This window comes from Mammaliicoccus sp. RAM2, assembly GCF_045897195.1.
Lineage (GTDB): Bacteria > Bacillota > Bacilli > Staphylococcales > Staphylococcaceae > Mammaliicoccus > Mammaliicoccus sciuri.
Genome location: NZ_JBJNWI010000010.1, coordinates 14,848 through 31,790, shown reverse-complemented (window position 1 = coordinate 31,790; position 16,943 = coordinate 14,848). Strand labels below are relative to the sequence as shown.

15 protein-coding genes and 1 riboswitch are annotated in these 16,943 nt (G+C 32.6%); of the genes, 2 read left to right on the top strand and 13 right to left on the bottom strand.

Features of this window, described 5'->3' with window-relative positions; translation table 11 throughout:
- Window positions 1-3: 3 nt before the first annotated feature.
- The 3 genes from der to cmk form a co-directional block, all read right to left on the bottom strand.
- Window positions 4-1,314: a ribosome biogenesis GTPase Der gene (der, locus tag ACJTHF_RS13295; RefSeq protein ID WP_025907085.1), complete on the bottom strand. Its 1,311-nt coding sequence runs from the start codon at window positions 1,312-1,314 to the stop codon at window positions 4-6.
- 127 nt (window positions 1,315-1,441) lie between these two features.
- On the bottom strand, window positions 1,442-2,599 hold the full coding sequence (gene rpsA, locus ACJTHF_RS13290; RefSeq protein ID WP_048539774.1) for a 30S ribosomal protein S1: 1,158 nt from the start codon (window positions 2,597-2,599) through the stop codon (window positions 1,442-1,444).
- Between the two features lie 78 nt (window positions 2,600-2,677).
- Window positions 2,678-3,331: a (d)CMP kinase gene (cmk, locus tag ACJTHF_RS13285; RefSeq protein WP_025907081.1), complete on the bottom strand. Its 654-nt coding sequence runs from the start codon at window positions 3,329-3,331 to the stop codon at window positions 2,678-2,680.
- Between the two features lie 74 nt (window positions 3,332-3,405).
- On the opposite strand from cmk, the gene ACJTHF_RS13280 reads away from it, so the two are divergent.
- Window positions 3,406-4,374, top strand: coding sequence for an asparaginase (locus tag ACJTHF_RS13280; protein ID WP_058592343.1), 969 nt, complete (start codon window positions 3,406-3,408; stop codon window positions 4,372-4,374).
- A gap of 45 nt (window positions 4,375-4,419) precedes the next feature.
- Here the strand turns inward: ACJTHF_RS13280 and ACJTHF_RS13275 are convergent, their stop codons facing one another.
- The 5 genes from ACJTHF_RS13275 to ACJTHF_RS13255 form a co-directional block, all read right to left on the bottom strand.
- Entirely contained in the window at window positions 4,420-5,406 is a 987-nt protein-coding gene (locus ACJTHF_RS13275; RefSeq protein ID WP_048539772.1) for a YpdA family putative bacillithiol disulfide reductase, read from the bottom strand.
- 421 nt (window positions 5,407-5,827) lie between these two features.
- Window positions 5,828-6,466, bottom strand: a complete 639-nt coding sequence (locus ACJTHF_RS13270; RefSeq protein ID WP_058592342.1) for a CBS domain-containing protein — start codon at window positions 6,464-6,466, stop codon at window positions 5,828-5,830.
- A gap of 24 nt (window positions 6,467-6,490) precedes the next feature.
- Window positions 6,491-7,984, bottom strand: coding sequence for a LysM peptidoglycan-binding domain-containing protein (locus ACJTHF_RS13265; protein WP_078355812.1), 1,494 nt, complete (start codon window positions 7,982-7,984; stop codon window positions 6,491-6,493).
- 86 nt (window positions 7,985-8,070) lie between these two features.
- The gene (locus ACJTHF_RS13260) at window positions 8,071-9,444 is read right to left on the bottom strand and encodes a RecQ family ATP-dependent DNA helicase (RefSeq protein WP_078355813.1); all 1,374 of its coding nucleotides are present in this window, start codon (window positions 9,442-9,444) and stop codon (window positions 8,071-8,073) included.
- On the bottom strand, window positions 9,425-10,381 hold the full coding sequence (locus tag ACJTHF_RS13255) for a helix-turn-helix domain-containing protein (protein WP_048539768.1): 957 nt from the start codon (window positions 10,379-10,381) through the stop codon (window positions 9,425-9,427). The genes ACJTHF_RS13260 and ACJTHF_RS13255 overlap by 20 nt, the downstream gene beginning before the upstream one ends.
- 104 nt (window positions 10,382-10,485) lie before the next feature.
- On the opposite strand from ACJTHF_RS13255, the gene ACJTHF_RS13250 reads away from it, so the two are divergent.
- A complete protein-coding gene (locus ACJTHF_RS13250; protein WP_016913182.1) occupies window positions 10,486-10,734 on the top strand; it encodes a ferredoxin in 249 nt (82 codons plus the stop codon).
- A gap of 41 nt (window positions 10,735-10,775) precedes the next feature.
- On the opposite strand, the gene ACJTHF_RS13245 is transcribed toward ACJTHF_RS13250, so the two are convergent.
- The 5 genes from ACJTHF_RS13245 to ACJTHF_RS13225 all read right to left on the bottom strand — a co-directional run bounded on the left by ACJTHF_RS13245 (window position 10,776) and on the right by ACJTHF_RS13225 (window position 16,937).
- Window positions 10,776-11,324 (bottom strand): ECF transporter S component, encoded by a 549-nt coding sequence (locus ACJTHF_RS13245; protein WP_058592338.1) that lies wholly within the window; start codon window positions 11,322-11,324, stop codon window positions 10,776-10,778.
- A gap of 78 nt (window positions 11,325-11,402) precedes the next feature.
- Window positions 11,403-11,532, bottom strand: a riboswitch (FMN riboswitch).
- A gap of 74 nt (window positions 11,533-11,606) precedes the next feature.
- Entirely contained in the window at window positions 11,607-13,349 is a 1,743-nt protein-coding gene (locus ACJTHF_RS13240; RefSeq protein ID WP_078355814.1) for an ATP-binding protein, read from the bottom strand.
- Complete coding sequence (locus tag ACJTHF_RS13235; protein WP_025907062.1) at window positions 13,349-14,056, bottom strand: response regulator transcription factor; 708 nt, start codon at window positions 14,054-14,056, stop codon at window positions 13,349-13,351. The genes ACJTHF_RS13240 and ACJTHF_RS13235 overlap by 1 nt, the downstream gene beginning before the upstream one ends.
- Window positions 14,057-14,083: 27 nt before the next feature.
- A complete protein-coding gene (gene ccsB, locus ACJTHF_RS13230; protein WP_048539765.1) occupies window positions 14,084-15,301 on the bottom strand; it encodes a c-type cytochrome biogenesis protein CcsB in 1,218 nt (405 codons plus the stop codon).
- A complete protein-coding gene (locus ACJTHF_RS13225; RefSeq protein ID WP_078355815.1) occupies window positions 15,294-16,937 on the bottom strand; it encodes a cytochrome c biogenesis protein ResB in 1,644 nt (547 codons plus the stop codon). The genes ccsB and ACJTHF_RS13225 overlap by 8 nt, the downstream gene beginning before the upstream one ends.
- Window positions 16,938-16,943: the final 6 nt, after the last annotated feature.

Sequence of the window (16,943 nt, the reverse complement as noted above, 5' to 3'; positions counted from 1 at the left end):
ATATTAGTTTCTTTTTCTTGAGATTAAATGAACTGGTGTACCTTCATAACCGAACGCATCCCTTATACGATTTTCTAAGAAACGTTTGTAAGAGAAATGCATTAATTCAACATCATTAACAAATATTACAAATGTTGGAGGTTGAATCGCTACTTGTGTTGCATAGAAAATATTTAACCTTCTACCATTATCAGTAGGCGTTGGATTCATCGCAACAGCATCTGTAATAACTTCATTTAGTGTCGAACTTTGTACACGTTTACGATGGTTTTCATCTGCCATCGTAATTAATGGGAATAATGTTTTTAAGCGTGATTTTTCTAAAGCTGATACGAAAGCAATTGGTGCATAATCTAAGAATTGGAAGTTATCTCTTACCTTTTCTTCAAACTTCTTCATTGTTTTAGAATCTTTTTCAACCGTATCCCACTTATTTACAACAATGACAATTGCTTTACCGGCTTCATGAGCATATCCAGCAACTTTTTTATCTTGTTCAATGATGCCTTCTTCAGCGTCGATAACAACAAGTACGACATTAGAACGTTCGATGGCTTTTAAAGCACGTAATACTGAATATTTTTCAGTACTTTCGTATACTTTACCTTTCTTTCTCATGCCTGCAGTATCAATTAATACATATTCTTGATCATCATAAGTATAAATTGTATCGATTGCATCTCTAGTTGTACCAGCAATTGGCGAAACAATGACACGTTCTTCTCCAAGAATAGCGTTGATTAAACTAGATTTACCCACGTTTGGTCGACCGATTAGTGATAGTCTAATTGTCTCATCATCATAATCTGGTTCGTCATCTTCAGGGAAATGTTTAGCTGCTTCATCTAATAAGTCACCTAAACCTAGTCCGTGTGAACCTGAAATTGGGAATGGTTCACCAAATCCTAATGAATAAAAGTCATAAATTTCACTACGCATTTCTGGATTATCAATTTTATTGACTGCTAATACGACAGGTTTATTTGATTTGTATAATATTTTAGCGACCATTTCATCAGCTTGAGTTACGCCTTCACGGCCGTTAACCATAAAGATAATAACATCCGCTTCATCAATTGCTACTTCTGCTTGTGCTCTTATTTGTTGTTGGAAAGGTTCATCACCTAAATCTATTCCACCTGTATCTATTAAGTTGAAGTCATGTGTTAACCATTCTCCACTTGAATATATTCTATCTCGCGTTATACCTGGTGTATCTTCAACGATAGATACCCTCTCGCCTATAATTCTATTAAAAATTGTAGATTTCCCTACATTTGGTTTACCTACAATTGCTATAATGGGTTTCGTCATAAACCTACTTCCTCTCTTTCATAATCCTTTCTATTTTAACATATGATGACTGTTTAGCCTATCGAATTAAAAAACTAAAAAAGACTGAAACATTTCATTATGTTCCAGTCTCTTATATATACACATATTATAATTTAAAATCTTTTAATTTATCTCCGAAGACATCACCTAAAGTAGGATTGTCATCATCTGTATCTTGTTGGTTTAAATATGATTCATCAAAATCAGTTTCTTGTTCGATTGTATCTTTAATAGATAAAGAAATTCTTTCTTCATCTTTATCGACAGCAAGAATTTTCACTTGTACATCTTGTCCTTTTTCTAATACTTCGTCAGGATTACCGATGTGTTCGTGGCTTATTTGAGAAATATGAACTAAACCTTGTAAGCCAGGCGCAATTTCTACAAATGCTCCAAATTGAGCTAAACGCACGACTTTACCTGGTACGATATCACCAACAGTAAATTGTGAATCGATTTGTTCAAATGGGCTTGGTAACGTATCTTTAATAGATAAAGAAATTCTTTCTGCTTCTCTGTCAACAGCACGTACCTTAACTTTAACTGTATCCCCAACTTTTACGACTTCGTCAGGTGATTTAACATGATCGTGAGATAACTCAGATACATGTACAAGTCCATCTACGCCACCTAAGTCAATGAATGCACCAAAGTTCGCAATTCTAGCGACAGTACCTTCTAATACGTCACCTTGTGAAATATTATTGAGTAAATCTTCTTTTTTAGAACTTAATGCTTCTTGTTCAACTTTCTTGTGACTTAAAATGACTCTGTTGTTTGTTTGATCTAACTCTTCAACTTTAAGTGTTAATACTTTACCTAAATAGTCAGAGAAATCATCAATATAGTTCACAGAGATTAATGAAGCTGGAATAAAGCCTCTAATACCAGCATCAACGACTAAACCGCCTTTAACAACTTCAGTTACTTCAGCTTCGATTGTGTCGTCATCTTCTAAAATCTTTTGTAACTTTTCGTATGATAGATTTTCATCTAATTTACGTTTCGATAATATATAATGACCGCTTTCATCAGTTTGTTCGATTTTAGTTACGAATGCTTCGATTTCATCACCAATATTGACGACTTCGTTAGCTGTTTCGATGTGTTGAGTTGACAGTTGGCTAATTGGAATGATGCCATCAAATTTACCACCCACTATATGCACAACTACATGTTTATCTTCTACTTGTTGTACAGTACCCTTAACTTTGTCACCTTCTTGCACTTCATTTATCATGGATTCGTTGAATTCTTCCGTCATCAAAATTGCCTCCTTTAAATAAATATCATAATAATAACTTCTTATAAAGCGGCTAAATTGTCAAGAAATTCGAACTATTTAGACCATTTTGCTTTTTGCAAGTTCGACAATCTTATTTGTCACTTCTTCAATTGACAATCCAGTTGTATCGATACTAATAGCATCTTCTGCTTTCACTAAAGGTGAGATTTCACGATTCATATCATATTGGTCACGACGTTCAATATCAATCTTTAATGATTCGATATCAGATTCGATGCCACGTAATTCATTATCTTTAAATCTTCTAATAGCACGCTCTTCAACTGATGCTATCATGTATACTTTTAATTCTGCGTCAGGTAATACTGTTGTACCGACATCTCTACCATCCATTACGACATTTTTCTCATCTGCTAATCTTTGTTGTTCTTCTACTAAAAATGTTCTTACAGGTTCTTTTGAGGCCACATATGAAACTTTTTCGGTTACATCATTTTCTCTGATTCTTTCTGAAACATCTTTACCGTTTAAAATAACACGTTGACCGTTATCTAATACGATTTTTAAGTCAATTTCTTTAACAAGATGGTCAAAGTCTTCTGAGCCTTGCTCAATATAATAAAGTGTAATCGCTCTATACATAGCGCCTGTATCCACATATATCATATTAAAATGTTGCGCTACGAGTTTAGCGATTGTACTTTTACCAGCTGCTGCTGGACCATCTATTGCGATATTTATTTTCTTCATTTGTATAACCTCTCTTGTTCTTTAATCTTATATATTTTATCATAAATTATAATCATATGAATAGGAGGAAAGAAATGAAGAGAATATTAGTTATACATACTGGTGGAACAATTAGTATGTCTGAAGATAAAGATACAGGTAAAGTAGAAACAAATGCTGAACATCCGATGCATAGACATCAAGCATTTATACAATCTCTAGGTGATATTACAGAAATAAATCCATTCCAAGTACCTTCCCCACATATGAATAATCAATATATTAATCAATTGAAAGATATTATTACGCAATCAATTGAACGAGATGAATATGATGCATTTGTGATTACACATGGGACAGATACTTTAGAAGAAACGGCGTATTTACTAGATTTAACAATAGATACGAACTTACCTATTATTTTAACAGGTGCCATGAGATCTTCAAATGAAATAGGTTCAGATGGATTATACAATTATGTTTCAGCGTTAAAAGTAGCATCTACAGATGATGCGCAAAATAAAGGGGTTATGGTTGTATTCAATGATGAAATTCATACAGCTAAGAATGTAACAAAAACACATACGTCAAACACGAGCACTTTTCAAAGTCCAAACTATGGACCAATTGGCAGTGTTACAAAGACGCATGTCATATTCCATCATCAACCTTTTCCATATAAAAAATATCCAAGCATCAATCCGAATATCAAAATAGGCATTGTAAAAGCTCACATGGATTTATCAAGTGATTTATTAGATTTCTTTGTAGAAAAACAATACGATGGCTTAATTATTGAAGCGCTAGGTCAAGGCAACATGCCACCAACTTCATTACAAGGTATTCAGAACTTGCTCGATGCTGATATTCCGGTTGTAATGGTTTCACGTTCATTTAATGGAATTGTAGGAGGTATTTATGCATATGAAGGCGGCGGATACCAACTTCAACAAATGGGTATTATATTATCAAACGGATTAAATGGACAGAAAGCACGTCTTAAACTACTTGTTGGTTTAAGTAATCATTTATCTAAAGAAGATTTAGTTGAATATTTTGCATAAAAAATAACCATGTTACTGGCTAATTGTCCAATAACATGGTTGTTTTTATGATTCTAGAGGCGTTTGCTTTTTTCTTTCAATATCCTGAGCAATTGTGCCACCATGGAATTTACCATTTTCTATAAATATCGTGTTAGCATCGTTACCAGCAGCTATAACACCAGCGATATATAAATTCTCAACATTCGATTCCATTGTATCTTTATTATATGAAGGTGCAGTTCCAAATTCATTTGTAATTGTTTCTACGCCACAAGATTCTAGGAATTTATAATCAGGGTGATAACCAATCATAGCAAAGACAAAGTCATTTTTAATTGTATATGATTTACCTTCTTTATTGAATGTAAGCGTGTCTTCATCGATACGTTCTACTTCACTGTTAAAATGCATCGTGATTTTTTCATGTTTTGCTAATGATTCAAAGTTAGGTAATATCCATGGTTTAATACTTTTAGAGTATTCTGATCCACGGTATAAGACTGTTACATTTGCACCTGCTTTTTCTAATTCAATTGCTGCATCTACAGCTGAATTCTTGCCGCCAATAATAACAACGTCTTGATTAAAGTACGGGTGAGCTTCTTTGAAATAATGCATCACTTTACTTAATTCTTGACCTTCTACTTCTAATTCGTTTGGTTGACCATAGTAACCAGTAGCAATTGTTAAGAATCTAACTTTATACGTTTGTTTAGTTGTTGATACTAAAAATCTATTATCAACCTTTTTAACAGCTAATACTTCTTCAAAAGTTCTTACATCAAGTTGGTGATGTTTAACAACTTCTCTATAATAAACGAGTGCTTGATTTCTTTTAGGCTTTAAGTCTTCCACGATAAATGGTACATCACCAATACCAAGTTTATCACTAGAAGAAAAGAATGTTTGATGAGTAGGATAATGATAAATGGCATCTACAACATTACCTTTTTCAATCACGACAGCATTAATACCTTTTCTCTTCTGTTCGATTGCTGCACTCAATCCACAAGGGCCACCACCGATTATTAAGCTTTCATATTCTTGCATGTACTTTCACTCCTTATAATATCCTCAATCATTATATCAATAATGAGAGATTAGTAAAATAAAATGAAACTGAATATATGAAAAGATTGGGATTGAAGCGTGATCAGTTGTTAAAAGAAAGTTGAGTGAGAAGTGCAAATACTGGGGTTGTTACGAGCAGTTTTGGGTGAAGGTGCAAATAAGGATACCAGTATTAACACTTCTGAGTAGTTTTGTAACTAAGGATGCCCATAGTAACACTTCGGCCGACTTTTGTAACTATAGCTGTCCTTAGTGACATTTCGACTGACTTTTGTAACTAAAACCCTCGTTACGAACAAGTTTAGGCAGAAGTGTTCAAAAAGGCTGCCACACCAACATATTCAACACCACTAAAATGAAAAGAACCTGAACAATGCACATGTTCAGGTTCTTACTTAATTTATTCTTCTGATACATCAAGTACTTTGAAACCATTTTTTCCTAAATACTTAATGAATTTGTCTAAATTATTTGTTTTCTCAACTTTGATGATCATTCTGCGATACATTTTATCTGTTTCATCAAATGTTACAAATGAAATTGTGTTGAGCTTGAATTTCGCAATGATACTTGATAATCGTTTAATTCTGCCTTCAGCTTCTAAAGAAGTAATCGCAATACGGATTCCTTTTTGTTTCATACCGAATGCTGATTTAAATTGTTCCATAACATCATATCTTGTTACGATACCAAGAAAATCTTTCTCATCATTTACAACTGCTAATATTGGAAAATCTTGCAGATTAAGTAGTGATTCTTCTACTACTTGGTTTGCATTTAATGAATGTAAATCTAACGTTAAGATTTCTTCAATTTTAGTACTTTCAATAAATTCATCCCTTGAGACATTTTCTTTTTTGAAGAAGTAATGTCTAAAAATACTATATCTCGTGATCATTCCAATATACTTTCCATCAGCAACTACTGGTAACCCATCTATACCATGATGTTCTAATTTATCAAGTGCTGAGTGAATAGCATCTTTCGGATTCGCGATATAACATTTTTCTTTTGGTATCATAATGTTCGTTAAATACATAAAGCCATCCCCTTTTGTTTATGTCTATGGTATTACTAAATTCTGACCTTGAGATATTTCATTGCCAGAAATACCATTTGCTTGTCTAATTTTTTCTACATTCTCTGGTGATCCACTACCATAATATTGTATCGCAATACGGTATAAGTTTTCTTTACCAGTTACAGTATGTGATTCTTGAGACTGATTTTGGTTTTGATTACTTTGTGTATTTTGATTTGTTTGGTTGTTGGCTGCATCATCAGCTGCATTTTGTACATCTTCATTACTTGCGCTATCATTATATTGATTTACGCTGTCGTCACTGTTTTGATCTTGGTTGCTTTGACTATCTTCATTAGTATTTGCGTTTGAATCTGAATTACTTTCGTCTGAACTATTTTTAGAAGCATTATTTGAGTCGCTTGAATTACTATTTTTGTCAGAGTCTTCATTCGCTTTATCTTCATTTTCTTTTTTAGCTCTATCTTTTTCAGCTTGTTCATCGGCTTTTTTCTTAGCGTCACTATTAGTTTGCTCTGTTTTTTCAGCAATTTCTTTACCATTATCTTTATTTGCACCATTTAAGTACATACCTAAGAATAAGGCAAGTGCACCAAGTATAAGTATTGCAGCTATTATTGGAACAAGTGCTTTCTTGAATTTATTTGAGTTGTTATCATCACCGTTTTGTCCACCACTGCCATTACTTGGTGGTGTACCTCCACCGGCTGATCCGCCTCCTGCCGCTCCTGCTGCGCCAGCGCCAACTGCTCCGGCACCCGCTGCTGCTGCACCTTTTTTGTTTTTAGATTGCTTATCTTTGTTATCTTTACTGTTTGACTCTTGTTTGTTGTTATTATTTGATGAAGCAGATGCTGCTACACCAGCACCAACTGCGGCAGCTCCAGCAGCTGCAGCTGCACCTTTTTTACCGTTTGACTTGTCTTTTTGAGACTCTTTTTTGTTTTGATCTTTAGGGTTATTCTGTTTTGCAGAATTACTTGCGGCACTTGCGCCAGCACCAGTAGCAGCTGCGGCACCTGCAGCTTTTTTGTGATCATTTTGATTTTTAGGTTGTTGATCCTTAGATTCGGGTTTATCTGTTAAAGATCTTTTTTGTTTTGGTTTATTATTTTGAGTGTTTTTAATGGCGTTAGCAGCACTTGCGCCTGCCGCTCCAGCACCAACTGCACCTGCAGCGCCCGCTGCACCAGCTTTTTTAGACGACTTATCTTCATTATTTGGTGTTTCTGAAGCTTTAGGTGTTTCTTGTTTAGGTAGTTCTTCATTTGATTTCTGTTTACTAGCTTCTTCTTTTCTACGTTGTCTTCTAAGCGCGCCTCTTGGTGGGTATTGTTGTTCTTGTTTACTTTGTTCTTTCTTATCTTCTTTTTGGTTGTCTGTTTCTTTTCGATTTGGCTGACTTTGATCGTTTACCTCTTCGTTGTTACTTTCTACTTCTTGTGTCTTGTCTTCAGGTCGTTCTATCTTTTGACGACTTTTTTCGAATTCGTCTTTAAAATTATCTTTAGACAATAAACTCACCTCATCATTATCTTTTTGTATATATTGAATTATACTTTATTATATCCTTGTTGAACTTACCAAGTAAAGCAATCCTATTAAAATATTGCATTTAATCTATTTTTATAAGAGGTTTTGTATTTGACTTCTTTTATATTTGGTAATTTTAATAAATTTGCATTCTTACAATTGTCACAACAATGATTATCTTGAGTCACATGTTCATTAAAATAGTTCATTAAATACGTGCGTCTACATGTATCGATTTGAATATAATTTCTCATAAAACTAAATGCATATTGTTTTTGGTTCTGCTCAGCTTGGATTTTCTTTTTTAATTGGTTAAGTGGATATAATTCAAGAAGATACTGGATATTTTTAGATATCTCCTCATTTAGTTGATACCCTTGTTCGAATAAATTAAGCATATCTATATCAATTCCATGCTCATTAGCTAAATGGCTTAAAATATGAATATCACTTGATGTAAATAAACTAATTGCTTGAGAAGCTTCGCCATCACGCCCTGCACGTCCTACTTCTTGTACATATTTTGAAGGTGAAGTAGGTAAATGGTAATGAATAACGGTTCGTAAATCTTGTTTATTAATACCCATTCCAAATGCACTTGTAGCGACGATGATTTTAATATCATTATTAATAAACTGTGTTTGTACAGTTGTTCTTTCTTGGTAGTTTAAATCTCCGTGATAAATCCCTGTTAAAAATCCTTCTTTATAAATCAATTCAGCTAATTCATGACATTTCTTCTTAGATGACACATAGATAATGGTTGGTCCTGAGTCTTTTATAGTGTCTAATAGATAATGATCTTTTTCTTTTTCATCATCAAAATTAACATGATGGTACATAATATTTGAACGATTGAGTCCTTCTTTATGTATTTTAAATTGGCGCTTTGTAATCACTTCTATATCTTGCATCATCTTTTCTGTCAAAGTCGCAGATAACGCGATAACTTGTGCTTGGTTAAAGTATTGTGTGACTTTTGAAATCAGTGCATAATGTGGCCTAAAATCAAAGCCCCATTCACTTAGACAATGTGCTTCATCTAGAACAATATACTTAAAACCAATAGATTTAAAGCGTTTAAAATTATGTTCTTCATATATAAATTCCGGGCTACAAAATATAAATTGAAAATTTGATAAGTTTCTAAATATGTCTGTCCTTTCTTTTTTATCAATAGCAGAATGGATCGCAACAGCATTCTTCTCACCATTTAATTTCATTTGAACGACTTGATCATCCATTAAAGAAATGAGTGGAGAAATAATGAGCACTCTGCCCCCTGTTATATAAGCTGGCAATTGATAACACAAACTTTTCCCAGCGCCAGTTGAAAGGATGCTCAACACATCATGGCCGTCTAATATGTTTTGGACTGTCTCCTCTTGCCCACTTCTAAAATCATCATATCCAAAATACTTTTTAAGTTCTTGTTGTAGCATTTAATCCCTCCATTGCATACAAAACATACATGAGTTTGATTTCGAAATATGTAAAATCATTTAACGCTTCATAGTAAAATTTTAAATTTTGATTAGGTGTTTGTTGAATAACTTCTACAAATCTTGCGTATTGGTCATCACTAATATATAAATTCTTATCATTTAAATAACCTTTAATGTACATCTCTATAATATGGTCGTGAATTGTATGTGTCTTAACACGTTTAATATTTGCGAGTTGATCCATATCATATGTGCGATTTAATAATTCATATGTAGTGAACGTTTGTTGGTTTAACATCGGTTGATAGTTAATCTGAGATAATATTGGATAACGTTCTTTATTTTGTATCGCTACTTGGATAAATTGATATTCTTCTACTAAATGTTCTCTTAAATCCATTATACCAATTTCTTCAATCAATGAAATTTGTTCAATTGTATATGGCGTTTCCCGAAAACCTGCTAATAAATAGTGAATATAAATTGTTTGGAAGTATGTATTCATGTCTTCAAATAACTGATAAATTTCTTCTATAAAATGATCTTCACCTATTTCTTTAATAAGTACATAAATTTCTTTAGCTTTAAATTGTATCTCTTTATCATTGATGATCGGTTGATACGTTAAATGGTTATGCTTTTTTTGACTAATCATCTGAGTTAATAATAAGATTGTATTAACAGATTGAATGGCCTGACTATAGAAAAAGTCGCCTATAATTGGCTCATCAATATGTTCTATAGGTTCGTTAATAATTTGTTCGAATTGTTCAAATTTCAAATTTGGCAAACAGCCATAATACAATTTTAAATGTTCAATCGTTGCATCAAAATATGTTTGATGGGTCTTTTTACCGATTAAAATATTATAAATACTTTTATCAGTTTTGTTTTCATGCTTTATGGAAAGGGTTTTCAGTATAATCTGTTTCAAATAAGTCACCTCAAATAACATAAATATGTTGAAATATATAAGTGTTATCACTAAAATAAGTATGTATAATAAGTGTAGCATGTTTTTTAAAGGAGGCGAAAATTTTGGCTAAATACACAATAGTAGATATGGATACATGTATAGCATGTGGCGCATGTGGAGCAGCTGCCCCTGATATATACGACTATGATGATGAGGGAATCGCCTACGTAATACTAGACGACAATAAGGGAATCGAAGCTGTCCCAGAGGAATTATTAGAAGATATGGAAGATGCTTTCGAAGGTTGTCCGACAGATTCAATTAAAATAGCAGATGAATCATTCGACGGAGACGCACTTAAGTTCGAATAATATATATGAGAAAGGCTAGGACGCGAGGTCCTAGCCTTTCTTTATTTTATAATAGATTTAAGTTTATCAAATATTAAAATGTATATGACTGAAATGACAATACCTTTAATTAAATTGAATGGAATAATACCGGCAGATACGATTAATTTTAAATTATGTGCGATATCTGCAAGATTCATAATTTGTCCGTATAAAGGTAATAGAACAAAGTAATTCATTAAACTCATGAGAATTGTCATCAAGATTGTACCAACTGCTAATCCATATCCCATAAATAATTTTGTTTTCTTTATGCGATAGAAATAGTAAGTTGGAATTACGAGACATATTGATGCTAAAAAGTTAGCCGTATTTCCAATCGGTTCATGAGACACAATTAAGAAATTCAATACGTTTTTAAATAATGCTACTAATATACCTGAAACTGGACCAAACGCAAATGTTGCGACAAGCACAGGAATATCACTGAAATCCATTGTTAAATATGGTGGTAAAAATGGCAATGGAAATTTCAAAAACATCAAAATAAAGCTGATTGCGATGAGCATACTTACAGTAAGTAAGCGTTTTGTTTTGTTATCGTTAGACATATAAACTCCTCCTATTCATCTCGTAAGAATAGGAGGAAAAATTATCGCAAAATAAACCTAGCCAAGACTAGATTTTTCCTCCATCTTCTCCCATCCAGACTTTAACTGTCGGCCCTAGAATTTCACTAAGTCAGCCAATATACATACATATATTGGGTCGCGGGCTTTAACCGCCGGTATGGAATTTCACCAAACCCCGAAGATGAATTTTTTATTTAGTTTTAATTACAAAATATATATTAGCACATTGGTCAGGTATTTTCATCTAAATAACTCAACTAATTAAACTTTTGGTAAAGTTATTGTAAATTGAGTGCCTTCACCCTCTTTACTATCGACTTTAATTGTACCATGATGTGCATCTATAATTTTTTGAACGATAAAGAGACCAAGTCCTGTTCCGTGTTTACCTCTTGTGCGAGAAGCATCTACTTTATAAAAACGATCAAATATTTGATCTAAATGTTCTTTTGCGATACCTACGCCACTATCTTGGACTGTTATAACAAAGTCTTCTTCATCTGTATCATCAAAGATGACATTAATAGAATCATTTTGATGTGTGTATCTAATCGCGTTATCGATTAAATTTGTTAAAATCTGCTCGACACGATCACTATCACCATACCAATTTGTAAGATTTCCAATATGTTTAACGGATAAATTCAATCCATTTTCTCTAGCTTGCGGTAAGAATTTAGTATCAATTTTGTTCATTAATGTAGAAATATTAAATTCGTCTAAATGAACTTTTATACCTTCAGCATCCATTTTTGCGACTTCTAATAATTCATTTATCAATCTACTTAGTCTTTTAGACTCATCTAAAATAATATATAAGAAATCATCTACATCTTTCTTCTCTGTTACAATACCATCAACAATTGCCTCAGTATAACCTTGTAACATAGAAATTGGTGTTCTTAATTCGTGTGAAACACTTGCGATAAAGTCTTTTTTCATTTGATCCATATGGTGTTCGTCTGTCATATCACGAATGATTACGACTATACCTGATGAACCATCATTTTGAATACTATTTATATATGTTGATATCACGACATAATATTTATGACCCAATTCGTATTCGAAAAACTGCGTATTCTTTTCTTTAAATGTGTCATTTCTTTGAGTAGATATATCAACATGATTAAACTCTTTTACTTCTTTTAAGAATATGTCAGCTTTGGAGTTAGAAATAATGATTTCATTCTTATCATTGATGCCTAGCACACCATCTATCATTGAATTAATGAGTTTTTCTTGTATATTATTTTTTGATTTAACATCATCTATATTAGTACGTATATCTTTACTCATTTTATTAAATGCTAAACCGAGCTCGCCTATTTCATCACGCGTATAAATTGGTACTTTTTCAGTATAGTGACCTTTAGCAACTTTAAAGGCAGCATGTTTCAGTTGAATTAAAGGTTTCGTTATTCTGTTTGAAAGGAAGAATGCAAAGACCGTACTCACGATTAACAATATAATGGCTGAAACAAGTATACTAAGTGTGACAACATTTTGAGCTTCTTTAATGGAATTGATATCTTGGAATAAAAAGATACCTGCATCTTCTTCAGGAAAAGCTTGAGAAGGATATCCTAATAAAATATATTGATGTTTTTCACTGTTATAAGTTAAATTGATTTCTTTCAATACATGTTTATCTTCGTTAAACACTTTATCGAATGCATGATTTGTTCTAATCTCGTTGATCATAACTTCTTTTAACGGATCTTCAGACTTTGCTGTTAGATCATCGCTATTTTTAACGATAATGAGTCCGGCTGGGTCTTCAACGAGTTCTCTTGCATAATCGATAGCTGAAGCTTTTTCATGTGAACTCAGTAATAAACGTTCTATTTTGCTTGCATTATTATACAAATTTTCACCTGTAGTAGATGTATTATAAGATTGTAAGAAAGTTATAAGAAATCCGCTTAATAAAAGTAAAACTGTCGTTACTATTAAAATAATAGATAACCACAGTTTTACAACAACACTATTTAACCGATTCATTATTCAGGAACCTCAAATTTATAACCGACGCCCCATACAGTATGAATCATTTGTGCAGCATCTTCAGAAACTCTATTTAACTTTTCACGCAATCTTTTAACATGCGTATCAACTGTTCTTAAATCACCATAAAATTCATAGTGCCAAACTTCTTTTAACAGTTGCTCTCTATCAAATACTTTATCAGGTGATTTTGCTAAATATAATAATAATTCATACTCTTTAGGCGTTAAATTCACTTCTTTTTGATCTGCTAATACGCGATGTGCGTCATTATCAATGACTAAGTTTTCAAATACAATTAAATCTTTAGCCGTATTAGTTTGATTAACCATTGAATGATTCGTTGTACGTCTTAGTAATGCTTTTACACGTAAGACAACTTCTCTAGGTGAAAATGGTTTGACAATATAATCATCTGCCCCAATTTCAAAACCTTCAACGCGATTATTTTCTTCACCTTTAGCTGTTAGCATAATAATAGGTGTTGATTTTGTTTCTCTTACTCTCTTACAAACTTCAATTCCATCTATTTCAGGTAACATTAAGTCTAACAATATGCAGTCATAATCTTCATTTAAAGCTTTATCTAAGGCATCTTGGCCATTATCCGCTTCATCAGTCTCATAACCTTCTCTTTCGAGATACATTTTAACTAATTTTCGAATTCTATCTTCATCATCTACTACTAAAATACGATCTGTCATGCTTCGTTGACTCCCTTCTAGCATTTTTTAAGCATAAGAATGTAAACCAGCTACTATTAAGTTAACGGCAATAACATTAAATAGAATGATTGCAAGGCCACCAACAGCTAACCATGCTGATTTTCTGCCTTCCCAACCTTTACCTAATCTTAAATGTAAGAATATCGCATAATATAAGAATGTTATAAGCGCCCAAACTTCTTTAGGATCCCAGCCCCAATATCTACTCCAAGCCATTTGTGCCCAGATACTAGCAAATAATATTCCGCCAAGTGCAAATAATGGGAAGCCAATGATTACTGAACGATACCCTATTTCATCCATCAAGGATAGATTGACTTTTTTCGTAAGTGGTTTGATAAGACTAAACAAAGTCTTGCCTTTCAAAATCAATCTTAGTATACCATACAAGACTGTACCAACTACAATTGACCAAACAACAGTGTTTAATTTTTGTGAATTGATAACAGCAGGTAATTCAATCTTGCTCCATTTTAAGATATCTGTTCTTTCTTTTGGTTCATAATCACTACCAGAAACATGATCTACAAGTAAACTATCTTGTTGTGTTACAAATGCTGGAAGATGATAATGTTGAACAGAGTTATTATCATTTTTATCGATAAAGAAATAAGTGTCATCGTAACCAACGATATCTTTCATAATAATCGTTGTTAATATAAACCCAATTACAATAACAATGAAATACATAATGACTTCTACAAAGAAACTATGTATAGATTTTTCTTCTGGACTAACAGCTGCAAATAAATAAATTAATCCTGCTATACAGCTGATTGATAAAATACCATATGAAATCGTTACTGTTATAACGTGAATTGCTAACCAACTAGATTGTAACGCAGGAATTAACGGCGAAACATCTCTAGAGAACATACTTGCATATGCAATTAACAACATCGCAATTGGTAATACGAATAGCGCTAAAATAGGTGTCTTATATATAGAGTAAATAACGAGGAAGCCACCTACCATCATAATGCCAAACATCGTTAAGAATTCATACATATTACTTACTGGTGCATGTCCCGCAGCAATCCATCTAGTAATAAAGTATAGAATTTGTAATACAAAGCCGATGACAGTTAATGTCACCCCTACTTTTTCTGCTCTTTTCTTAGGTGAACGGATTGAAAATGAATATGGGACAATCGCAACTAAGTATAAAATAAAAGCAGAATATAAACTAATATTACTAATATTTAAAAACATATCTTTATCCATTGTTTGCCTCCTTACTTTCGTGAATGTCTTGTTTAGTATCTTCTATATGTGAAATGTGATGTTTATCTAAGACTTGGTTAATCTCTTTTGAGAAACCATAATAATTCTTATTTGTATGTGCAGCGATATTAAATTCACCGTTATCAGTATTAATCCAAATACGTCTATGGTTAATATATGATCCAACTGCTAAACCTAATAAGAAGATAACGAAACCTGTAAATAATATTGGAAGTGTTAAGTCTTTCTTCACTGCCAACACTGTTGCCCATTGATTTGTTGCATTCGCAAATTTCACATCGTATTTATTATCTTTAGATATATCTTGTGATTCTTTAATTCTTAAGAAACTAAATTCTGATTGTTTACCTTTATCAGTTACTTCAAACACAAAAGCTGGATTATTTGGATTTGGAGATTTAGTTGCAAGTACACCATTTTCTATTTTTTCGTAATCGGGTGCATAACTTCTTAACTTAACTGTTAAATCATCAGTTATTTTATAAATCTTTTTCGGACTTTCCAAATTAACTGTAAATGGTTTTCCTAAAGGTTTACCATCTTTTGTTTTTAAGTTAAATGTCATATCTTTTAACAATGAGTTGTCAAAGCTACTTTGATAAAATTGTAAGTGATCATATTTCAATGGATGATTGACTTTAATTGAATCTGAAGCGACTTCTTTTAGATTAGCATCTGACCCAATCACTTCTTCTTGACTGTTTTTATACAAAGTAGCTTTTGTTTCGTAGTTCTTAGCAATTTTGTTTAAACTTGGGTCAATTGATTCAGGGTTTGTATTGGATTGAGATTTTTGATCATATTCTTCATATATAAAGTCATTATTTTTTATATAATAGCCTCTATCTGTACCAGGTACTGGTTTAGTTTCTCCTTCTTTCACATAGACCATATCATCTAAGTAAAAGCCTGGTAAGAATCTTAACATTGCCCCAAATAATAAAATGATTAAACCAGTATGGTTGATATAAGGACCGTATCTAGATAAACGTCCTTTTTCAAGTAAGATATGATTCCCATCTTGTTTAACTTTGTATCTTTTATCTTTAAAAGATTGACTTATTTCATCTAGATTAACTTGATCATCTGAATGTAAGTTTAATCTTTGACGTTTATAGAATGAACTGTGCTTTTTCGTTCTTTGATTTTTCAAAGATTTATGTAAAGGTATCCCTCTATCAATACTTGATGTAATAATAGAGAACGCTACTAAACCTAACAGAATTAAGAACCACCATGAACTATATAAATTGTGGAATCCAAGTTTATAATATAGTAAACCTAGAGAACCATAATGTTCATAATAATATTGTTCTGGATTCACGTTCATCGGAATAAAATATTCTTGCGGGAATATTGTTCCGATTGAAGCTGCTATGACGGTTAACACGAGTAACGTAACACCTGTTTTGATTGAAGCGAAGAAATTCCATATGCGATCTAATATTGTTCTGTTTTTCGTTTTTGAACGTATCGCTTGCCCATCGTAACGCATAACGTCGGTTGTCTTTTTCTTATCATAGTCGTCATTTATTAAGCGACCACAGTTTAAGCATAATTGAGTTCCTTCTGGGTTCTTATGCCCGCACTCACAAACAATTTGCTTGTTGCTCACTTTAAA